Here is a 22,378-nt window from a genome sequence, read left to right as displayed (position 1 = left end):
AAAATCAAGGAGTAGTCTTTGAATCTTTTTCTGGAAAAGGCCTGATTAACAGGTTCCAGCTGCTGTACTCCACTTTTACGCTAGAGTCAAAGGTGAGATATAAAGAATAGGGATCAGAAGTTTTTGTGGCTCCAGCTGTTCCGGTCTCTTCAATAGAGAGGGGTATAGGAATCTGGCAAGAAATAGATACGGCGCTATCATTTACGGGATGAACCATGATTATTTTGGCCTCTGGCTCGGGTTCAGGTTCCGGGGCTGTTTCACCATTTTCAGAATCTGGTTCAGAAAACAGCTGGGAGGGAGGTTCTTCGGGTACTACAGGAGCCATTAATTTTAAGGTGACGGTTCCATGCGTTGGAGTAGGGCTTCCTTCTAACAAGGCAGCGTCCCCAGAGTCTCCAGCTCCATCTCCTCCTGGAGCAGTATCTTCCTTCGGTAGATTAATAGAAATAATGGCAGTCCAGTAGAGGGTGTACAAAGCTTCAGGCTTTAGTTGTAGGGCTGTTCCAGATACCGAAGCGTATTTGTAAGATTCTGAAGATTGATTATTGACACCCACGCCCCAACTAAAACTTCCGTCTTTAAGAATGTAGGTTTTTGCTTCATTAGTCACAGACATATACGAAAATACTGGTCCCGGAAGTCTTTGTTTGATGAATTCCAAGTTAGAAGCGTGAGTAGATTCAGAGATTGTAGGGGTTTTCAAGTTTAGAATATTTCCAGCTTCCGTGGAAGAATAAGTTCCTGTAGGTCCGGAATCTTTAGATAAAGTGATGTCTCCTTTCATTTTGCATCCACCGCAGGCGAATTTTGTTCTTATGTATCCTAAAGAAGCAGCGTCAGATTCTTGTTTTGGTGAAGCTGGTAGTCCCCTTACGGACTGACCATTCATATCCAGATCGCCCGACATTGTATCTCCAGTCACGGCTACATAGGGAACGGCTGTACCGGAAGTTTCTTCCAAAGTCATTTTTAAGCTTTGAGGTTTTATGGGAAAGACTTTCAGAGAGGTTTTTGATAGAAGTTTTTTTGCTTTTCTTGACAAAGATTTTATTTTTGAACTAACAGCAGCTGGTGGCTCAGGCTCAGGCTCAGGCTCAGGCTCTGGTGGAGCTTTTATATTGAGAAGATCTTCTAATTTTTTTACTTTTTCTTCTAATTCTTTAACGATTTCGTCAACTTCTTTAAGATAGGAATCGTCTTTAATGGCTTTTACAGTGTCTTGTACACTTTTGGCGTTGATCGCAGAAACCTTTTCTTCATCTGACATTTCTTTTGGGTCAGCAAGATCTCCCTCCGTTCCAGTAATAGGAAAATTGACCTTCTCTATGCAATTATTTCCCATATTAATTTCGCCAAACATCTCTCCGCCTTTTGTAGCTAGATAGCCGGTCTCAGGATCATCTTTTTTTAAGAATTTAGACTTTAGATACCCTAAAGATACGAGATCTTTATTGTATAGAGGTTCTCCTAGGTTGGATATTTTGTGAGTTTTCATATCTAGCTCTTGATTAATGGAAATATTGCTAGAATTTGCTTCTACTAGGTCGGGATTTTCTGTTGCGTAAGGTTCGATGGTTTTATCTAGGGTTTTTTTTTCATTTTTTTTCATAACACCTCAAAAATTTAGAACGGATAACTGCCAATTTACTTGACCTAAGGAGATGGATTTTTCTTGAGGATCCGTTTCTTTGGTTTCTGAAAGTGTGGATCCATCGCCAGGCTCTTCTGGGGTAGGGGTAGAGGCTTCTGTGATCGGAGGAATTTCATCCAAACGCATTTCTAAAAAGTATTCTGGAGTAATTGTTTCTTCTTCGCTTTCTGAAGCTAATGAATAGATGGTTCTCGTATCTAGTGGAATTTGGCAGAAGATCGATGTGCTGGAACCTGCAACTCTACAAGAGAAGACTCTTGTTTTTACTGAGTTGTCTGGCACTTCTTCTGGTGGTTCAGTTGGAGGAGCAGGTTCTTCTAAAGGTGTTTTTGGGGCTGGAGGGCGGTAAACAAGAAAAACAGAGAAAAAGAGATTATCAGTAGAGTTTACTTTAGAAGAATAAAACCCGGTCCAAGTGAATAAAAATAACCCTCTATTTAGTAGTGCTATAGAAGTTGATTCTGTAGATTTGGCTGTTGGATTAACTGTTGCTGGTGGGGAGTAAATAGAAAAAAAATGGCTAGCAGATTTGGATTTAATAATAGTTGCCCCGGAAGGATCCCAAACAAAATTATTTTTAACAGACAAACTGCCAGAAGTTATATTCCCGGATAAAAACGGATGGGTATATTTGGACAAGCCATTTTTTAGTGTTTTCACACTGGCTCCATGTTTACTTTTCTCTTTTGTCCAAATACTTTCTATATCCGTTAATCCCTTTATTGAGTATCCCCCCATATTCAGGTCGCCAATAAGAGTATTAACTGTTTGAGTCGTTTCTGTTTCAGCTTTTGTTGAAGGAGCTGTTGTATCTGCAGCTTTTTTTAGGAGGTTTTGCTCCAGATATTGTTTACAAACAGCTTCGTCATTTTCCAATGGGGTGGTAGTTAATTCAGTCACCGTATGGCTGTTCATATCTAAGTTCCCAGTCATTTCTCCTCCCTCTACAGGAACATAATTTCCTCCGGGGCGGATGGCTTGGGGGGAGGGCGTAGACTCGTTGGTTTCGGAGCTTATAAACCCGACTATTTGTTTAATGTTATTAACTCTGTTGAGTAGGTCGTTGATTTTTTTTGTATTCTCATTAATTTCAGTATTCTTTCTTAACGGCTCACAGCTTTCTTGTAGGTAGCGGATGTTTACAGCCCAGGTTTCGGTATTTTCTGGATCTGTTCCTTCTTTTTGTTCTGGAGCTGCTGGAGGATTTTGTGGAGTTTCCTCCTTTGGTACATCAGGAGCTTTGAGCTGGTATATTTTATGATGATTCATATCGATGGGGCCAGTCATCGTTCCTCCTTTAATAGGAAGGTAGGTATCGTTGCTTTCTCCGATTATTGTGAAATGTTCTCTGAGGTAGCTATAGGGAACAGCATCGCCATCTGCTTCAGGGGTTCCTAAATTTGTTATTTTTTTCCCATTCATGCTTAGGGTTTTATTAAAGGAAGCTCCTTGATCATTGATTTGGATAGTGTCGTTTTGAGGTTTTTTTACTCGTGTTTCTATTAGTTTTGTTTTTTTTATTCTTTTCATTTTTGAATTTTTTAAACTTTTTAAAATAAGTTTTATTTTTAACAAAAGCTCTTAAAAGTAAATTCAAAAATAAATTAATTTTTATATGGTTGGGTTTAGAAGTCGAGGCTCATAATTTCAGAGGCTATAGAATCATGAAATAAAAGACCCCTGGGAGAAAGTTTGAAAAATCCCTTTTCTCGGATGAAGAAAGACGAGTTAGGGAAGGCTTGTTCAAGAAGGAAAAAAAGCTTAGAAGGGAAATCAGAAATACGTGCTCCGCAGACCATTCTTAGGCGCAAGCAAAGAGCCTCTTTGATACGTTCTTCAGGCGTCAATACTTCTGAAAATTCTTCCGTGGGCATTTTTTGAAACACTGCTCGCATATAGCGAGACAAACGCGAATGGTTTTTAGACCGAGCATGGTTTATGTACTGTGAGGCAGAGACTCCGAGGCCGAGAAAAGGGCGGTCTGTCCAGTAGCCTGTGTTATGTATGCTGGAGTAGCCTTCTTTAGCGTAAGAAGCTATTTCATACTGAATGAACCCCTTAGCTTCTAGGATAGATTTTGCTTTGCAGCTCATGGCAGAAAGGGTTTCTTCGTCGGCTATTCTTGAATAAATATTCTTTCGATATTTGTAGAACACGGTGTGTGGATCTACGGTTAGATTGTATATTGATGCATGTGTGATAGGCAGGGAGGCTATGGTTGTAACGTCCTGGCAAAAGGTGTCTAGCGCTTGATCTGGTAATCCATAAAGCATATCCAAGGATATGTTAGTAATTCCTCCTTGTATGCAGGCGTCCACAGCCCGAATAGCGGACGAAGCATCATGGGTTCTTCCGAGGACAGGGAGGAGGGGATCGCTAAGAGTTTGTACTCCAATACTTATTCTATTCACTCCTGCTAGTTGCACTTCTTTAACAAAGCTAGCGGATAGAGTTTCTGGATTTGCTTCTAGGGTGATCTCTTTGGCCTGAGGAGCTAGAGTTTCTATGATAGAGGCGATGTGTGCAGGTTGTAGTAGAGAAGGAGTCCCACCGCCAAGGAACAAAGAGACTATGTGGTATTCGTTTGAAAGAGTAGCTAATTTTTGTTTGCCTTCAAGAAGGATTGCTTCGGTGTAGGGGGCTAACAGAGCCTCTTTGTAGGGGATGGTATAAAAGCTGCAGTAATGGCACTTTTTGAGACAAAAAGGGACATGAACGTATATAGAAAGTTCTTGTTTACCACTCGTTGGCATCTGGATCTATAATACCGCCCCGTCTCCAACGATTTCTATCGCTGAAGGGATCTTCATCATCGACAAAATCGAGATCGCTATTATTATCTTCTCGCTCGTCTTCGGAAAGGTCTAGTTCAACAGTTTCTCCTGCTTCTAGATCAATTTCCGTATCAGTAGTGTCTGTAAATTCTATGTCTGAGATACTAGGTCCTTCGGGGTATACAGTTTTTGCAGCACTCCTTCTTGGTGTGACATACTCTTCAATTTCACCGTTTTCTTTTAGTAGCTGGAGTCGCTCTTTCTCTTCTTGGATCTTCATCTCGAGGGAGCGAATCTCTTCTTTATGGCGATCGATTTCTTTTTTAGGGACTAAGCCAAGCTGCATCCACTGAGTCAAGTCGTTGAGTTCAGATTCTAGTTTTTTCAAACGTTCGCTTTTCATTTGGATATTTTCCATTTGTTTAGTCACTAAGACGATGTACTCGCTTAGCCAATTTTTTTCAACAGGCTAAAAAAATAACCGACCACAAACTTTGTTTTTTTTGAATAAAGAAAAATTTGGTATGAGTCGAGACACCGAGGTAGCGTCTTTGGAAAGCATCATATGAATCATGAGTTTTGGGAGCAAGGGAATTTCGTAGAAAGTGACTGGCTAGAGTCCATGTATGGGCAATTTCTTCAGGGTGGATCTATCCATTCTTCATGGAAACATTTTTTTTCTGGTTATCAAATGGGGATAGCCACGAGATCGGATGATAACCTTCCTGTGGAAGAGCCTTTATCGAAAGTGAAAGAAAATGTTGATGCCGGAGATAAAAGTGTTGATGCACTTCTGGCAGAAAAAAGAGGTCAGTTACTGGTTAGCGTTTATCGCTCTTTCGGGTACTTACAAAGTCGCGTATCTCCTTTGGAGTCATACAAGCTCTCACCTTTTCTTTCTGAGAAGCTGAAGCCTTTAAACATGAATGATGCGGTGTATTCGTTCGGGTTGCTTCCAGAGAAAAAAGTTTCTGCCAAACAGTTAATGGAGCGATTGGAAGAAATTTATTGCGGTCCGTTGGCGGTTGAGACCATCACATGTTCCCCAGAAATTCAAGAGCATGTTTGGAATTTGATGGAGAAGACTCCTCGTTCATTTTCTTCGGAAGATCTTTTAGAAAGTTACAAAAACGTATGTAAAGCAAGTTTTTTTGAGGAGTTTCTACATGTAAAGTTCACCGGGCAAAAGAGGTTTTCCTTGGAGGGAGGAGAAGCTCTGATTCCTATGCTTGAATACATGGTGGATATAGGAAGTAGCCAGAAGAACGATGCGCCTATTTCTGACTATGTTTTGGGCATGAGTCATCGAGGGCGATTAAATGTTTTAACGAATGTCCTGTCTAAGCCTAGTAGGTATATCTTCATGGAATTTGAGGACAACTACAGTTACCGGGGTGTCGATCATGTAGGAGATGTGAAATACCATAAGGGATATGTCCACAACAAATTGGCGGAAGGGAAAGAAGTACGATTAACATTGCTTCCTAATCCGAGTCATTTAGAGTCTATAGATCCTGTCGTTGAAGGCGTCGTTTTAGCAAAACAAAAGCAATCTGCTTTGGATGAAAAACAAACTCTGGCAGTCCTCATACATGGGGATGCAGCATTTTCTGGGCAGGGGGTAGTGTATGAAACCCTGCAGTTAAGCGCTGTTCCGGGTTATTCTACATCAGGAAGTTTGCATATTGTTGTAAATAATGGCATAGGATTTACTGCTATGCCCAAAGAGTCTAGGTCTACGCCTTACTGCACAGACATTGCCAAGATGCTGGGAATACCAGTGTTTAGAGTGAATGGGAACGATATTCCTTCTGCTATGTTAGCAGTAACTTTTGCTTTAGATGTACGAAAGAATTTTGGTTGTGACGTTATTATAGACCTTTGTTGTTATAGGAAGCATGGTCACAATGAAAGCGATGACCCCTCGGTTACTGCGCCAGGCTTGTATCAGAGCATAGGAAAACAACCAACGGTTAGAGAGCTTTTCCGTAAGCAGTTAGCAACTATCTTTGGAAATGAAATAGAGGGTAAGCTTTCTTCTATTGAAGAATCTGTGCGTTCAGTTTTACAAAAAGAGTATGAAATTTTTTCCCGAGATAAGGAGGTTGAGCAATTCCCTCTTTCTTCGTGTAGCTTTTGTGATCGTCTATCGCAGGGAGAAAGCCTTGCCGAGGTGGATACTTCATTAGCTCCTGAAGTTATAGATCAGTTGTGTAGTAAGCTGTTAACTATTCCTGAGGGGTTTTCGCCTCATAAAAAGATCTTGGCCCTTCAGGATAAAAGATCAAAAATGTTGACCTCTAGAAGGGAGGTAGACTGGGCTGTAGCAGAGTCGTTAGCTTTTGCTTCCTTACTTTCCGAAGGATATTCTTTGAGATTGTCTGGTCAAGATTCACCAAGAGGAACTTTTAGTCAACGTCAATTAATTTGGACGGATATTAATAATGGAAATAGGTTCTGTTCTTTGGAGTGTTTGAGCTCTGATCAGGGTAGGGTAGAACTTTATAATTCGCCTCTTTCTGAATATGCTGTTCTAGGTTTTGAATATGGATACGCAGCAGCTGCCGAGTCCACCTTAGTTCTTTGGGAGGCTCAGTTTGGAGATTTTTCTAACGGTGCTCAGATTATCTTTGATCAGTATATTTCTTCCGGAATTCAGAAGTGGGATTTCCACTCTAATTTAGTTTTGTTACTTCCTCACGGATACGAAGGGCAGGGGCCTGAGCACTCTTCTGCTCGCATAGAAAGGTATTTGTCTTTAGCTGCCGAATGGAATTTTAAAGTGATATACCCTTCTACTCCAGTGCAATATTTCCGAGCTCTTCGACAGCATATGAAAAACAAGTTGCCTACTCCTATGGTAATTTTTACTCCTAAAGGATTATTAAGGCATCCATTATGTGTGAGTGCGTTGACAGAATTTTCTAACCCTACAGGGTATCAATCACTACTTGAGGATGAGCATCCAAATATTGAAGCGACAGAGTTAGTGCTATGCTCAGGAAAGATTTATTACGATTATTTAGAAGCATTAGAAAAGAGTAATAGGAAAGGAGACTTTGCCTGTATACGCGTGGAAAGCCTCTATCCTTTAGATTTGACAGGACTTTTTTCCCTTTTATCCAAATATTCCAATGTTTCTAGGTATGTATGGCTCCAGGAAGAGCCTATAAATATGGGGGCATATGATTACATGTATATGTCTCTAAAGAATCTTTTGAAAAAGGAACTTTGTTTTGTTGGTAGGCCAAGAAGTTCTTCAACAGCAACGGGGTCTGCGAGGTTGAGTAAACAGGAGCTTGCGAGTTTAATGGAAAGGTTGTTTTCTTCGAGTGAGCGATAGGAGGAGAGATGGTTACAGAAATAAAAATTCCAGACATAGCAGAATCCATTAGTGAAGTAACGATAGCCTCTCTTCTTGTTTCTGAGGGCTCCTTTGTTCAAGAAAATCAAGGAATACTAGAAATTGAAAGTGATAAATTGAATCAGCAGATTTATGCTCCTGCTTCAGGAAAAATTGCTTGGGAAGTATCTCAGGGCGATGTTGTAGCTGTGGGTGCTGTTGTTGGTAAAATATACGCCGAAGGGGAGGCTGGTGGACCCGTTCTTCGGCACACAGAGATTTCAGAAATTCCTGATGGACAAGATAAAGATTCCTCTTCAGAAAAAGTTGTGGAAAAGCCTTCTGCATGTATATCAGGAGATAGCGACAGAAGAAGTGATAAGGTTGTTCCCTTCGTCAGCGAATCTTCTACATACAAATCTGTGCAGAAAATAGAAGATTTACCTCCGCAGAGAGGAAGTTTTGTTCCTTTAAGTAACGTTAATAAGGGGGTAGAGAATCTTCTGGAAGAACGAACCCGCATGAGTGGGATTCGGAAGACCATTTCCAAAAGACTTGTACAAGCTCTTCATGATGCAGCAATGTTGACAACGTTCAACGAAGTGGATATGACGAACCTCATTTTGCTTCGTAAGAGCAAGCAAGAAGAGTTTGTTTCTAATCATGGCATTAAGCTAGGTTTTATGTCTTTCTTTATTAAAGCTGTCGTCGCTGCTTTAAAAGAAGTTCCTCAACTTAATGCTTATATTGACGAGGACTACATAGTATATCGCAAGTATTTTGATATTTCTGTCGCTGTAGGTACTGACAGAGGCCTCGTTGTCCCAGTAATAAGAAATTGCGATACACTCTCTAGCGCTGGCATAGAGAAAACTCTAGCAGACCTTGCTACCAAAGCCAGAGAGGGTGGATTATCTCTGGATGATTTAAAAGGGGGCTGCTTTACCATAACTAATGGTGGTGTTTATGGCTCTCTTTTATCCACTCCTATCATCAATCCTCCCCAAGTGGGTATACTGGGTATGCACAAGATAGAGAAACGCCCTGTTGTTATAGATAATGAAATAGTCATTAGAGAAATGATGTATTTGGCTCTAAGTTACGACCATCGCATTATTGATGGTAAAGAAGCGGTCACTTTCCTTGTAAAGGTTAAAGAGCTTCTGGAGATGCCAGAAATGTTGTTGAACTAATACTACCTCAGTGTAACTACCGTCCAATTTCCCCTATAGGGGTAGGGTGTGCCTCTTTTTTTTGAAGGGCAAGGGTTTTCTTTGCATCCTCTGCGATAAGAAAAGAATTCTTTGGAGGAGTAAGTGCAAACGTCTGATACGTATATCTGGGATTCTGGGATTCCTAATTTTCTCATTTGAAACTTGGCAATAGCTTTAAGATCAAAAAGATTCCCAGGAGCCATAAAATTTTGGAAGTATTTAGGGAAAATCTGTCTATAAGAAAGAAACTCAGAAGCTTGAAGCCCTAGGCTAGGGCCTATAAAAACGATTAAATCCATCGGGTCAGAATGGAATCTCTTGCGTAAGGTATTTACTGTGACGGCGTAAATGCCGGCAACAAGACCTCTCCATCCGCAGTGCACATTGGCTACAACGTGCTTTTTCCTGTCGTAAAATACCGTTGCCTGACAATCAGAGTGTTTAATAAAAAGAGATATTCCTGGAGAGCTTGCATACATAGCATCTCCTTCGGAAAAAGGATAGCGTATAAGCTCTGCTTCACGAATAGTGGTGCTATGGCTTTGGCGGAGGACTTTAAAGGATTGTCCTTCAGACAACAGCAGCATCTCATTAGGAGACGCGTAGCTATCTTGTATAGCCGATTCAGGGGTTCTATTTTGCTTTGGGAAGATTTTTATATCTATAGGAAGATCTTTGAATTTAGAGACAGAAAAATAGCGACAACCGTTTTTTTCTTGAAGACACATCATGGGGCACCTCTTAGAACATCATTCTTTAGTTAAAAAGTATAAAGTTCGTTAGATTGATAGTGCTACTTTTGTATTTGTTTGAAAACTGGTATTTGAAATCAAACGCCACAAACGCGAGGCCTCTAAATAGGAGAATAAGAAAGCTCTCAAGGACTTTCGCGTGTATCCTTAGTCTGTGGTTTCTTCCGGATCTACCCAGACATTGTATTCTTTTAACAGTTGAACCAAAGCTTCTTCAGCCTCTTCCATGGGGATATCCCTACGAACGGGGCGATGTTTGACATATAGGTCTATAAGCCCAGGTTTGGATCCTATGTATCCAAAATCCGCATCGGCAAGTTCCCCTGGACCATTAACTATGCATCCCATGACAGCGATCTTCAGTCCAGATAAGTGAGCTGTAAGGGCTTGAATTTTTGCTGTTACTGTAGGGAGGTCGAAGAGTGTTCGTCCACATGAGGGGCAGGCAATCATTTCTGCTACTGACGAACGCTTCCTTGTGCCTTGAAGAATGGTAAAACCAATTCTTCGCATCAAAGGCAAGGAGATCAATGGAGCATTAAAGATGACTCCTTGAATCTGATCATTGATGAGAAAGGAGGACAGATCCATAGATGCTGAGACGGCAACCCCTAAAGGAGTCTCCGTATTAGCGTATTCCATTGCTAAAAAGATGGGGGTAGGGCTGTTTGTGGAACTTTTCCATGATAAGAACTCTTTGGTGGAGACGATCTTAGATTCTGAGGGATAAAAGACTAGTTTATCTGTTGCTTTTGATAAAGCTCGAGGCCATTCTCCAGGAGTATCTCCAGAAGCGGAGACAAGGTCTTCTGTTGTTAGAACCCGAATTCCCACAGATTGGAGAATGGGGAGAGAAATCTTATCCACTAATGAAGCGTCTACTACAATAGCATCCGGAGAAGTTGAAGATTTTTTATAACCGTCCAATTTCTTTATGACCCCAAGATCGGAAAGAAAGGAATGGGTCACTTGCTGAGGATTAACGACTAGGAATAGGGGAAAGACTGAGGGAGACTCTCCTTGATGGATTTCTAAAGTTTCTTTAGGAGCCTGCTGCGCAGATTGTAAGTAATCATTAGAATCTATTTGCTGTTTCCTTAAGCTTTCGTGATACTGAGACAGCTTAGAGAGAATTTCGTTGCAAGTAGGCATCTCTATAACGGGGTGTCCTGTTATAGAGCATCGGATGGTATCGCCAATACCATCTATCAGTAAGGCTCCGATACCGGTAGCAGACTTTATGGATCCTTCCAAGTCCATCCCAGCTTCAGTGACTCCAAGATGCAAGGGGTAATGCCAGCCCCTGTCGTCAAGCTCTTTGGCTAAAAGACGATAAGATTCCGTCATAACGATGACGTTGCTAGATTTGATAGAAAAGATAAGCTCATGGAAGTCCTCCTCTACACATATCTGAGTATATTCTAGAGCTGATACTACGAGACCTAAGGGGGTGTTTCCATATTTTTGAAGGATTCTTTCAGATAGGGAGCCGTGGTTGACTCCAATCCGCATAGACTTGCCTAACGCTTTACATTTGTTTACTAGAGGGAGAAATTTTTTTCGGATTCTATCAAACCCTCTTTCAAAATCCTTATCGGACCATTTGCGATTCTCTTCAAACAAGTAGCGTTTGTCAGCGTAGTTTCCTGGGTTAATACGGACTTTATCGACAAAGTCAGCGACGTGTATAGCTGCTGGAGGGAAAAAGTGAATGTCGGCAACTAAAGGTATGGTGCATTTCAATGCGTCAAGACGTTCTTTAATTTTTTCGCAGGCCCGAACTTCCTTCATGCCTTGAACTGTTACACGGGCAATTTCACATCCAGCTTCGCTTAGCTCTAAAATTTGCTTTACAGTGCCTTCAACGTCGTCCGTGGCAGTGTTTGTCATAGATTGTATACGTATTGGGTGATCACTTCCTACCTGGACGTGTCCCACATTTACAGATCTAGTTTTACGGCGATAAATATTTTTTGGAAATGAAGCGACGGAATCGAGCATGGTAGAGACTTTTCCTTTTGGAGAATTGCTTAAAGGCTAAAAACGATCCATTATGGATGAGCGTTTGATTTTGAGGTAATTAATCGAATTAAATCAATAATAAAGATTGCTAATCTGTGTCGACAGAACTTCTCCACAACCTACAGCCTCCCATTTGAAACTGGGGTTAGCCCAAGGATCTTAGTTAGGTTTTAGCGGAGAAGATCCTATATCCACGACAATGATTAGCACTTCCTTCTGGGTTCCATGTGTTTTTACTGCTCTGGTTACCCCAGAAAGCATGGCTGCTCGCAACATTTTTTGCCACGCTAAAGCATCTCTAGCTCCAGCGGAGTATATCCCAGAGGAAATAAGAGGAAACTGGATGATATGACATCCTTTCTGAAGGCACGCTCTTACACAGTTGGCGTAGGCCTCTTCTACGGAAGAAAAGGCAACGGTTTCATCTCCCTTAATTAAGGGGTCAGAGGCTTGAGGCCCTAAAAGTTGACCCAATAGAGTCGGTGTTGTAAGTAGTTTGGTGTCATTGAAAACTTTGGGCTCCCAAAATCCGGCTCGAAATTCTCCTACTCTTAGAGAAGATTGTGGAGGAGAAGCAAGAAGCACTGAGGATTCTACGCTGGACTGCCATGATCTTGGAGTCACCTTAAGGGAAATAGCTTTATTGGTTCCCGCTCCTCCGCTGTACATTGTTGGATTAGCAGAATTAATAATGATGGAGGGTTCCGTGAAGAAATTTTTTTCTATAGCCAAAGTGTCTATGGAGTGTTTAGCAGATATCAGCTTTAGGTTAGGAATTTCTTTATGAACCCAACAAAAAGCCTCTTTAGCAACGCAGTTTGCAGGTAAATTTATTGAGCTCCATGAGCTGGAAGTTTTCGTCTTTGGGCTTAGAGGCTTCTCTATTTCCGGAGTTGAGGGACGAGCAGGTTCGACAGTTTTCTTTACGGAAGGTTTTTCTGGTATCACCCTTGGTGGAGTTGACTTTGGTGGAGTGGAAGAGGGTGGTGGTACAGAAGGCTTTTTTGTTATTGGAGCAGGAGAACGTACTGGTGGAATAGTTCTACGGTGGGAGCAGAGGTCTCTATGCAATAGAATCGAGCTAACGAAGACGGCTCCGGCAACTAAGGGAATAACGGCAAGAACCGGGAGACCAAATATCACGCAAGAAGCGAACCCGGCTATAAAGGTAAGCATGGCTATTATGCTGACTACCAGGAGAGCTATTCTAGCTTGCAGCCGGATATCTTTGGGGCCTGAAATATCTTTTTTAATGGATTTGTATAATGAAGATAATCGACTTTTCGAGGAGGAAGGAGAGACTCCACTCTGAGACAAAAAGTCCTCAGCAGTATTGTCTCCTATCGGTAATCCACTACCTGTATGGGCGAGCCCTGCTCCGGGCTGTATATTGCTGCTCATATTAAAACCCTTCCCTTGGTCTTACAATTTTTAGGAATTGCTAGAAGCAGGCTCTGCTGAAGCCGCTTCTTCGGAACCTTTGTTTTTATGCATTTTTTTTGTAATCCATACGCCAGCAATTGCGGAAGATAGCATAAGGTACCCTAAGCTAATAGCTCCAACTAGGGTGCCGACGGAACAATAAGCTATGGCTAGGCAAGCGGACAGTACTACGAGAGAAATGATAGCCAACTTAGGAAGGACTTCTAAAAAAAATTTTCTCGCTAGATAGAGAACTCTTTTCCCCAGAGTTGTTGCTTTTGTAGAGTCTGTTGTAGGAGAGGAAGAGGATTCTGTTGCTGCACTGTTTGTAGTTTTATTGCTAAAAATTTTCATAAAAACCAACAAAATTAAACTAATCCGCTAACGATTATACTAATTTTTTCTGTTTTTAACAAAAAAGCTTTGATTTTAGTTTCTTTTGTGAAGGTTTCTTTACAAGCAGCTACTTCGACAGATCCTAAAGATAAGAATCCTTGATTAAACTGACGAACTTTTTGAGTGGCAGATGTTTAGAAAGTAAGTTTTACGTCGCCTTGCATGATTTTGCATTGGCAGGCTAATCGTTCACAGCCCTCTTCGTCGCCTAGAAAATCACGCTCTTCTTGAGTGAAGTCAGAAAGATTCTCTTGCCCTTCGAGAACTTCTACAACACAAGTTCCACAAACACCTTCGGTGCAGGCAAACGGAACGCCGGCTTCTTCGCAAACTTCGGAGATCCCTTCACCGTCATCTAATTCAAACTCTTCAGAGTCATCTCCAGAAACAATTGTCAACTTAGCCATAAAATCTCCAAGGAAAAAGAATATCGGAGTAGAGGGATTCGAACCCCCGACCTATTGCTCCCAAAGCAACCGCGCTAACCAGGCTGCGCTATACTCCGAAAAGAAATAAAGAAGCTGGGAATCTACCACAAATCTTCATACTCTACAAGTAAAGAATACGTTTTTCTTAACAAAAGAATCCTAGAATATGAGAATTTTAAGGGGAAAGAATAAAATTTATTTTCATAAAAGAGATCTTAAAGTTATGTCGCTGATACTCCTTTAGTTGCTCCCAGCGCTCTTGTATTCTCTTTACTCTTCTAAAAGACAAACGCTTTTTCCTATTGATGTGAATCGATATGTTAGGGTAAGGATTCGATAGATAGAACCCCACAAGGTCCAGTGTGAGAAACAAGCTATTCGAGTCTTGGATACTACTTTTTCCTGTACTTATAGTCACCCTCTCCTTGTTCCCTATAACACCGACCCTTTTAGATAGCTTCTTATGCATGGGAGTAGCGTTTTCATTGGTAGCTTTTTTGTGGGCTTTGTCTGCAAGTAATGACAGAGATCTGGTTTCTTATCCTTCGGTATTATTCTATTTAACACTCTTTCGTTTAGGGGCAAACATAGCGTCTACACGTCTGATACTTTCTTCCGGTGCGGCAAGTCCTATGGTTTCTTCTTTAGGGAGATTTTTAGCCTCAGATAGTGTTATTGCCGGAACAGCCGTCCTCATAATCTTATTTTTTATGAACTTTCTGTTAATAGCAAAAGGAGGAGAGAGGATAGCAGAAGTCCGTGCCAGGTTTATCTTGGAGGCTTTGCCTGGGAAACAGATGGCTCTGGATATGTCATTGAATTCTGGAAGAAAAAGTTTTTCTTCTATAGAGGCTCTTAGAGAGGAAATCATTCAAGAAAGCGAATTTTTTTCTTCTATGGAAGGTGTCTTTCGGTTCATTAAGGGGGACGCTGTCATAGGTTTGATTGTCTTAGCTATAAACATCTTTTCTATCCCCTTCTTGCTTGGCGTTTCAGAGCTTTCTCTTTACGATTTATGGCTGGCTATTTTAGGAGACGGTCTTGTGGGGCAAATTCCTGCCGTCTTAGCCTCCGTTGGAGCAGCAACCACAATATCCAAAGTAGGTAAGCGAAGAACTGTTTTAAGTTCTTTATTTGTTGATATTCAAAGGCATTCGAAAATCTTTTTCCCTGCGGCTATATTTATGCTATTGATTTCTTGTCTGCCTGGAGTGCCTTTCATTCCGACTTTTCTATCTGGGGCAACACTTTTATTGCTTGGAACAAAATTAGCAAAACAAGGGGAGGAGCTGAGGGAATCAAAAGTAGAGTTGTTTTTGCCAGAGAAAGGCTTTTGTCAAGATAAGATGAGGCAGTTGTACCGCTTTGTTGAATTGAAAATCTATAATGATCTGGGGGTTCGTTTCCCATCAAATATTCTTGTGCACAAAGGGGGGGCTTCTGGAGTATTTTTACAGGTTTTTAATTTTGTCTTTTCTTTAGATGAAGTTTCGGAACAAACTTTGTATCAAAAGTTGTCTCCTTTAGCTCATGAATGTGTTAATGCGAAAGTTGTAGAAGATCTATTGGTAAAAACAGAAAATTCTTGGGGAATTTTTTCTGATGAAATCGTTCCTTTAAAAGTTTCTAGGGACGCTCTCGTCTCTCTTTGTAAAGAGCTTGTGAAAGAGGGTATATCCTTACATCTCTTTCCTCAGATCATGGATGCTCTTTCATCTCTTCCTCAGAGATCTTCTTTGGATCAGATGGTTGAGCATGTTCGTCGGCATCTTGGGGACAGAGTAGGGAGAAGCATTCTCAGAAACAATAAAAGAATCCATGTTGTAACGGTGGATCCTTATGTTGAACAATTGATCAGTAGCTCTTATTCAGCTAAGAATCCTTCGGTTTGTCAAAAAATAGTAGCGGAGCTTGGGGAGCTGCTTAAAGGGTCTTTGTTAAAAACTTTGGATCAAGAAGTTCGAGCAATAGTTACAGGTAATGAGTCTCGATTTGAGATGAAAAAGATTGTGGAACACAAGTTCCCAGACCTTTTAATTCTTTCTTATGATGAGTTGCCAAAAGATGTGGAGGTATGTTCTTTAGGAACTCTTTCGGAAGAAGTATTACTATAGATTAAGAATTGAGGATGTTTCTTTTTTAAGAAGTTGTTTAAAAAAATTTTTTTAACTATCCTTTTACTTATAGAAGAATAAAGAAAAATTGTGAAAACTCAGGATTTTCCAGAACTTTCTCAACCATGGAAGCGGTATCTCGAAACAAGAGCTGTCGAAGACAGGGATTTTTTAATAGAAACCTACCTTTACCTAGTAAATATTGTCGCTCATAAACTTTCAGCAGGATTCCCAAGCCATATTCATACTGAAGACCTTTATGCTGCAGGTGTCGAGGGCTTAGTTAGAGCCGTAGAAAAATTTAATCCAGAAAAAAGTCCTAAATTTGAAGGTTACGCAGCATTTTTAATCAAAGCTTCTATCATTGATGATTTAAGAAAGCAGGATTGGGTCCCTCGTAGTGTTCACAAAAAAGCAAATCTTTTATCTTCTGCTTTAGAAGCTCTACGATCTAGTTTGAGTAGAGAGCCTTCGGATTCAGAGGTTTGTAAGTATTTGGGGATTTCTCAAGAAGAATTATCCGAGTGGTATCAATTTTCTAAAACCTCGTTGATGATTTCTATTCACGAGGATAGATGCTCCAGAGATAGTGAAGAAAAGGGCTTTAGTCTCGAAGATCGTCTGGTTGATGAAAAAGCCATGACTGGATTCGAAATGGCTGAAAAAGAAGAAAGAAAAAAATTATTAGCTGGTGCCATTTTAAATCTAGAAGAAAGAGAGCGGCAAGTTTTAGTGCTTTATTATTACGAAGACTTGATGCTTAAGGAGATTGGAAATATTTTAGGTGTTAGCGAGTCTAGAGTGTCGCAGATCCATTCCAAAGCATTACTTCGTCTAAGATCTGCTTTCAAGAATCTCTTGTAGTTTTACAAAGCTTTCGTCGAAAGATTCCCGGAAGAGGGAGTTCTTATTATGGATATCACGGACGCTATCATTACGCCCAAAATAGACTGTACAATAGTAAAGGCGATGTCTTTAGTCAAAATCATAGCTACAATGCTGGCAGCTAAGGCAATAGCAAGAACTGTTAGAATGATATATCCCAAAGTGTTTACTTTTTTTGCAGTAAAAGACTGAGCGCTCTGTGTTGATGAGGGCTTTTCAGTAGGAGAGAAATCTGAATCTACTGGTTTTTGAGGTCCGTAAATCTTCATAGAGAAAATCCTTGTAATCACCTAAATAAATTGTTTAGACATCAAAGAAGGAGTAGACAATCTACGAGACTGCTCCACTTTAAAGATGTCTTTTACGGTCAGTTCGATAATTAACGAGTTGCCTATAAAGGCTTTTGCTTTTTGATAATCTCGGGTGTAAAAATTTATCGATCTTAGGAAAACACGACGATCCTACAAAAAGTTGCGCACATACAATAATCTAAAGAGCTGGCAAAAAAGTAAAGAGAAGGCGTTAGCACGAGGGGGATTGTAAAAGAAAAAGAAAATTATTCAAAGGATTTATATTCGAAAGGTTGTTTTAGCCGGAGGGAAGAAATTTTTTTCAAAAGGCGAGGCTAATTTTTTATTGTGGACAGCTACGCAGAGGGTTCAGTTCTTGAATATTATGAGAAAGGACTTTAAGATCTATATTTTTAGTCATCACAGTGTTTATGAAAAAGTTTCTTTCTCTCATGCAAGATCGCGGACTGGTTGTGAATGCTTCTGAAGGGTTGTCAGAAGTCTCGGAACCCGTTTCTGTGTATTTGGGTTTTGATCCAACTGGGCCTTCTCTTCATGTTGGTCATTTGGCCGGGATCCTGGTTTTAAAAAGATTGTCATTACTTGGGCATAAGCCCTTAGCTCTCATTGGGGGAGCTACAGGTATGATAGGAGATCCCTCGGGTAAGAGTGCAGAAAGAGTTTTGCTAGATAAAAATACTGTAGAGGAAAATGCTAACGCTTTAAAAAAACTTTTGCAGAAATTCATTCCCGAAATCGAAATAGTTAACAATTTTTCTTGGCTAGGAGAAATAACTTTAGTAGATTTCCTAAGAGACGTCGCTAAGCATTTTCGATTAGGAAATATGCTGGCAAAAGAAAGTGTCAAGCAGCGCCTTGGTTCTGACGAGGGGATGAGCTTCACGGAGTTTAGTTATCAACTGCTGCAAGCTTATGATTTTTACCACTTGTTTAAAGACAGAGGAGTTTCCCTACAGGTTGGTGGCAGTGATCAATGGGGGAATATTACGGCAGGCATTGATTTTATTCGAAAGGTTTTATCTAAGAAAGTACATGGTCTAACGTACCCTCTGCTTACAGATAGCAAGGGAAACAAGCTTGGGAAGACAGAAAAAGGTGCTGTGTGGTTAGACGCAGCGAAAACTTCTCCTTACGAGCTGTATCAATATGTATACGGCTTAGATGATTGTGAGATGCCTAGGGTTGCTAGCTTGTTGACGCTGCTTGAAAATGAGGAAGTCAAAGAACTTTTAATGCAATTGAAAGAGAAGCCTGAAGAGGTGAAAGCCGCGCTGTCTCGGGAAGTTGTCAGACTGGTTCACGGAGAAGAAGGGGTTCTGTCAGCACAAAATATTACTCAAGCAATGCTTCCAGGTAAAGTTTCTGAGCTCTCAGAAGAGGCTTTGGCTGTTCTTATAGCTACAGGGTTTGGCGTAAATTTGGCGTCCCATAATATTTTGGGGAAAAAATGGTCTGACGTATTAGTGCTCTCAGGAATAAGTGCTTCTAAAAGTGAAATAAAAAGACTTGTAGACCAGGGTGGTATATATATCAATTCTCGCGTTTTGACAAGTAGCGAGGAGGTTGTTTCTTCCGAGGATGTTATATTTTCGAAATATATAGTGGTTTCCAGAGGAAGAAAGAAAAAATTGGTTCTTATTATAGGTTGACTCTCTAGAAAAAAAGGACATTGGATGACAAAGGGATCTGATATTGGATTGATTGGGCTCGCTGTAATGGGGAAGAACTTGGTGCTAAATATGCGAGACCACGGGTTTTCTGTTTCAGTGTATAATCGTAGTCAGGAGAAAACACAGGAATTTTTACAGGAACCAGAAGTATTGGGCTCCACTATTCGGGGATTTTACTCCTTACAAGATTTCATTAGTTCTTTAGAGCGCCCTCGAAAAGTTTTATTGATGATTAAGTCGGGAGACCCTGTTGATCGTACTATTGATGCTATGCTTCCCTTCCTAGAAAAAGGTGATATCATCATAGACGGGGGAAATAGTTATTTTTTAGATTCTGAAAGAAGATATAAATATCTGCAGGATAAAGGAATCTTGTTCGTGGGGGCTGGCATCTCCGGAGGGGAAGAAGGAGCTCGTTTTGGCCCTTCAATTATGCCAGGAGGAGACTTTAGAGCGTGGAAATCAATAGAGCCTATTTTCCTCTCTATTGCGGCTAAATCTCAAGACGGAAAGCCTTGCTGCTCTTGGATCGGTAGCGGAGGTGCCGGTCATTATGTGAAGATGGTTCACAACGGTATAGAATATGGAGACATGCAACTTATCAGCGAGCTTTATGGCTTAATGAGGGATTATGTAGGAATGTCTTCAGAAGAAATAGCTTTAACATTTAGCGATTGGAACAAACAAGAGCTGGAAAGCTTTTTGGTCCGTATCACATCAGAAGTTTTGAAAGCTAAAAATGAAAATAATCAACCTATAATAGACTCTATTCTAGATGTTGCCGGGCAAAAAGGAACCGGGAAATGGACGGCTCTCGAAGCTTTACAAATGGATGTTCCTTTGTCTTTAATCACTGGATCTGTTTTTTCCCGTTATTTATCAGGGATGAAAGAGGAGCGAGTAGAAGCTCATAAACTTTTCCAAAAATCGAAAGTTGAGTTCTCGGGGTCGAAAAAGGACTTCTTGCAGGATTGTTTTCAAGCTCTTTATGCTTCCAAAATTATTAGTTACTCTCAAGGGTTTTCATTATTGAAACAAGCTTCCATGAAATTCGATTGGAACTTAGATTTAGGAGAGATTTCTCTAATATGGCGCGGTGGATGTATCATACAAAGTGTCTTCTTGCAAGATATAAAGGATGCTTTTGTTTCTGATCCCAACCTTTCTTCATTGGTAGTAGCTCCCTTCTTTGTAAAAGCTTTAGCTTTTGCTGATAAGGGATGGAGAAGGGTTGTATCTTCAGCTGTCCTTGCTGGAGTTTCCATACCATGCCTCTCAGAGGCCATAGCATATTTTGATGGGTACACCACAGCAAAATCCTCTATAAACTTAATACAAGGACTTCGAGATTATTTTGGAGCTCATTCCTACGAAAGAACAGATCGACCCAGAGGAGAATTCTATCATACCGACTGGTCGGGAAGTATGGAAACTAAACTTGTCTAAAGGCTATACGGAGCTCCCTAAACAAGAACTAAGGCGGCAGAAGCGTTTCACTTGGTTTTACTAACATTCAGTTAGTCTAGCTTCAAGACTTCCATAAAAGCGGTATTTGGAATAGACACTTTTCCAAATTCTCTCATGCGCTTCTTACCTTTTTTCTGTTTCTCCCAAAGCTTTCGTTTGCGGGTAATATCTCCGCCATAGCATTTGGCTGTAACGTTTTTGGATAGGGCTCGAATTGTTTCTCTAGCTACAATCTTTTTGTTAATGGCAGCTTGGATAGGTACTTTGAAGAGTTGTTGGGGGATAACTTCCACAAGTTTTTCACATATGCTGCGCCCTCTAGACTCTGCTTTGTCTCTATGAACTAAACAAGAAAAAGCATCAACAGGTTCATCGTTGACAAGGATTTCTAACTTAATAATAGGGCTCTTTTGGTGATCAGAAATTTGATAATCAAAGGATCCGTATCCTTTGGTCACAGATTTTAATTTGTCGTTAAAATCGGAGACAATCTCATTCAAAGGTAAGCTATATGTGAGTATTAGTCGATTATCATCGAGCATTTCTGTCTTTGAACAGAGCCCTCGTTTATCCAAACAAAGACTCATGATATTACTCAAGTATTCTTGAGGGGTAATAATATGCGCGGTAACCCAAGGTTCTTCTACATGTTCAATGGTTGCTGGGTCTGGATAAGCGGTGGGGTTATCTATTTCTAATACTTTCCCATTTTTTAGAACTATTCGATAGACGACGCTAGGCGCTGTGGCTATAACGTCAATATCGAACTCTCTCATTATTCTTTCAAAGATAATTTCTAGATGAAGTAGCCCTAGGAACCCACAACGAAAACCAAAACCTAACGAATGACTACTTTCTTGTTCTACTGTTAATGCTGAGTCATTTAATTGCAGCCTAGATAAAGCGTCTTTTAATGCATCAAAATCAGAGGAGTCTATAGGATAAATACCAGCAAAGACGACAGGGGTAATTTCTTTAAATCCCTCTAAAGGCTCTTTAGCTGGGTTTCTGTACGTTGTCACAGTATCCCCGATCTTAACGTCCTTTACTTTTTTTATATTAGCTATGAAGTAACCTACTTGTCCTGGTTTTAGAGAATCTTCTATCAAGGTTGCTTCGGGCATAAACGCTCCTATACCTAAAACTTCATGAGAAGTGTTGCCCGACGCCATCAATACAATCTTGTCACCTTTTTTAAGTTCACCGCTTATTATGCGAACATAAACCATTATTCCTACGTATGGGTCATAGTGAGAGTCAAAAACTAATGCTCTAAGGGGAGCGTTAGGATCTTGAGGCATTGGAGGCGGTATAAGAGCTATTATGGCTTCTAAAATATCGGAAATCCCTACCCCAGTTTTTGCAGAACAGGCTATAGCATTGGTTGTGTCTAGGCCTATATACTCCCTGATTTGTCGTTTAACTTCTTCTGGATCTGCGGCGGGTAGATCAATTTTATTTAGAATTGGGATGATTTCTAGGTTGCGATCAAGGGCTAAGTATACATTGGCTAGACTCTGAGCTTGTACTCCTTGAGCGGCATCAACAATGAGGAGCGCGCCCTCACACGCAGATAAAGATCGAGAGACTTCGTACGAGAAATCAACGTGTCCCGGAGTGTCTATGAGATTTATTTCATATTCTATTCCTTCGTGGGTGTACCGCATGGTGACGGGGTGGGCTTTAATGGTGATTCCCCGTTCTCTCTCTAAGTCCATAGAATCTAGAAGCTGTTCTTTCATCTCTCTCTCTTCAACAGTTTGAGTAGCTTCTAGCAACCGGTCAGCTATTGTGGATTTTCCATGATCAATATGGGCTATTATAGAAAAATTTCTAATATTCTCGATATTATACTTTCTCAACGTGTCCCTCTTTAGATCTGAAAAATGATAATGTTATGAGTTGAGTCCATAAGTTGTCAATAAG

The 22,378-nt window shown here is 40.6% G+C and carries 17 protein-coding genes and 1 tRNA gene; 6 read left to right on the top strand and 12 right to left on the bottom strand.

Features of this window, described 5'->3' with window-relative positions; all coding sequences use genetic code 11:
• Positions 1–4 precede the first annotated feature (4 nt).
• The 4 genes from KJA58_RS02045 to KJA58_RS02030 all read right to left on the bottom strand — a co-directional run bounded on the left by KJA58_RS02045 (position 5) and on the right by KJA58_RS02030 (position 4,831).
• Complete coding sequence (locus KJA58_RS02045) at positions 5–1,612, bottom strand: hypothetical protein (protein ID WP_213357802.1); 1,608 nt, start codon at positions 1,610–1,612, stop codon at positions 5–7.
• A gap of 6 nt (positions 1,613–1,618) precedes the next feature.
• The gene (locus tag KJA58_RS02040) at positions 1,619–3,184 is read right to left on the bottom strand and encodes a hypothetical protein (RefSeq protein WP_213357801.1); all 1,566 of its coding nucleotides are present in this window, start codon (positions 3,182–3,184) and stop codon (positions 1,619–1,621) included.
• A gap of 95 nt (positions 3,185–3,279) precedes the next feature.
• Positions 3,280–4,407, bottom strand: a complete 1,128-nt coding sequence (gene hemW, locus KJA58_RS02035) for a radical SAM family heme chaperone HemW (protein ID WP_213357800.1) — start codon at positions 4,405–4,407, stop codon at positions 3,280–3,282.
• On the bottom strand, positions 4,391–4,831 hold the full coding sequence (locus tag KJA58_RS02030; protein ID WP_213357799.1) for a hypothetical protein: 441 nt from the start codon (positions 4,829–4,831) through the stop codon (positions 4,391–4,393). Before KJA58_RS02030 ends, hemW begins: the two co-directional genes overlap by 17 nt.
• Before the next feature lie 162 nt (positions 4,832–4,993).
• Between KJA58_RS02030 and KJA58_RS02025 the strand changes: the two genes are divergently transcribed.
• Positions 4,994–7,771: a 2-oxoglutarate dehydrogenase E1 component gene (locus KJA58_RS02025; protein ID WP_213357798.1), complete on the top strand. Its 2,778-nt coding sequence runs from the start codon at positions 4,994–4,996 to the stop codon at positions 7,769–7,771.
• Between the two features lie 8 nt (positions 7,772–7,779).
• Positions 7,780–8,964, top strand: a complete 1,185-nt coding sequence (gene odhB / locus KJA58_RS02020) for a 2-oxoglutarate dehydrogenase complex dihydrolipoyllysine-residue succinyltransferase (protein ID WP_213357797.1) — start codon at positions 7,780–7,782, stop codon at positions 8,962–8,964.
• Between the two features lie 2 nt (positions 8,965–8,966).
• Here the strand turns inward: odhB and pgeF are convergent, their stop codons facing one another.
• The 6 genes from pgeF to KJA58_RS01990 all read right to left on the bottom strand — a co-directional run bounded on the left by pgeF (position 8,967) and on the right by KJA58_RS01990 (position 14,082).
• Positions 8,967–9,716, bottom strand: a complete 750-nt coding sequence (gene pgeF, locus KJA58_RS02015; protein WP_213357796.1) for a peptidoglycan editing factor PgeF — start codon at positions 9,714–9,716, stop codon at positions 8,967–8,969.
• A gap of 168 nt (positions 9,717–9,884) precedes the next feature.
• Positions 9,885–11,738 (bottom strand): (E)-4-hydroxy-3-methylbut-2-enyl-diphosphate synthase, encoded by a 1,854-nt coding sequence (gene ispG, locus KJA58_RS02010; protein WP_213357795.1) that lies wholly within the window; start codon positions 11,736–11,738, stop codon positions 9,885–9,887.
• A 180-nt stretch (positions 11,739–11,918) separates the two neighbouring features.
• Entirely contained in the window at positions 11,919–13,160 is a 1,242-nt protein-coding gene (locus tag KJA58_RS02005; protein WP_213357794.1) for a macro domain-containing protein, read from the bottom strand.
• A gap of 30 nt (positions 13,161–13,190) precedes the next feature.
• Complete coding sequence (locus KJA58_RS02000; RefSeq protein WP_213357793.1) at positions 13,191–13,535, bottom strand: hypothetical protein; 345 nt, start codon at positions 13,533–13,535, stop codon at positions 13,191–13,193.
• Between the two features lie 176 nt (positions 13,536–13,711).
• A complete protein-coding gene (locus KJA58_RS01995) occupies positions 13,712–13,984 on the bottom strand; it encodes a 2Fe-2S iron-sulfur cluster-binding protein (protein WP_213357792.1) in 273 nt (90 codons plus the stop codon).
• Positions 13,985–14,007: 23 nt separating this feature from the next.
• A tRNA-Pro gene (locus KJA58_RS01990) sits at positions 14,008–14,082 on the bottom strand.
• 285 nt (positions 14,083–14,367) lie between these two features.
• Here KJA58_RS01990 and KJA58_RS01985 point away from each other — a divergent pair.
• Both KJA58_RS01985 and KJA58_RS01980 read left to right on the top strand, forming a co-directional pair.
• Positions 14,368–16,119 carry an FHIPEP family type III secretion protein gene (locus tag KJA58_RS01985; RefSeq protein WP_213357791.1) on the top strand — a complete coding sequence of 584 codons (1,752 nt, stop codon included), beginning with the start codon at positions 14,368–14,370 and terminating at the stop codon, positions 16,117–16,119.
• Positions 16,120–16,209: 90 nt separating this feature from the next.
• Positions 16,210–16,983 carry a FliA/WhiG family RNA polymerase sigma factor gene (locus KJA58_RS01980; protein ID WP_213357790.1) on the top strand — a complete coding sequence of 258 codons (774 nt, stop codon included), beginning with the start codon at positions 16,210–16,212 and terminating at the stop codon, positions 16,981–16,983.
• A gap of 2 nt (positions 16,984–16,985) precedes the next feature.
• On the opposite strand, the gene KJA58_RS01975 is transcribed toward KJA58_RS01980, so the two are convergent.
• Positions 16,986–17,273, bottom strand: a complete 288-nt coding sequence (locus KJA58_RS01975; RefSeq protein WP_213357789.1) for a hypothetical protein — start codon at positions 17,271–17,273, stop codon at positions 16,986–16,988.
• Between the two features lie 452 nt (positions 17,274–17,725).
• Here KJA58_RS01975 and tyrS point away from each other — a divergent pair, with 452 nt between their 5' ends.
• Together tyrS and gnd are read left to right on the top strand one after the other, a co-directional pair.
• Positions 17,726–18,964 carry a tyrosine--tRNA ligase gene (gene tyrS / locus KJA58_RS01970; protein WP_213357788.1) on the top strand — a complete coding sequence of 413 codons (1,239 nt, stop codon included), beginning with the start codon at positions 17,726–17,728 and terminating at the stop codon, positions 18,962–18,964.
• Positions 18,965–18,988: 24 nt separating this feature from the next.
• Positions 18,989–20,431 (top strand): decarboxylating NADP(+)-dependent phosphogluconate dehydrogenase, encoded by a 1,443-nt coding sequence (gene gnd, locus KJA58_RS01965; protein WP_213357787.1) that lies wholly within the window; start codon positions 18,989–18,991, stop codon positions 20,429–20,431.
• Positions 20,432–20,502: 71 nt separating this feature from the next.
• On the opposite strand, the gene lepA is transcribed toward gnd, so the two are convergent.
• Positions 20,503–22,314 (bottom strand): translation elongation factor 4, encoded by a 1,812-nt coding sequence (gene lepA / locus KJA58_RS01960; protein WP_213357786.1) that lies wholly within the window; start codon positions 22,312–22,314, stop codon positions 20,503–20,505.
• Positions 22,315–22,378: the final 64 nt, after the last annotated feature.

Source organism: Chlamydiifrater phoenicopteri, assembly GCF_902807005.1.
GTDB lineage: Bacteria > Chlamydiota > Chlamydiia > Chlamydiales > Chlamydiaceae > Chlamydiifrater > Chlamydiifrater phoenicopteri.
The sequence above is the reverse complement of the archived record's forward strand: the minus strand, read 5'-3'. Positions and strand labels throughout refer to the sequence as shown.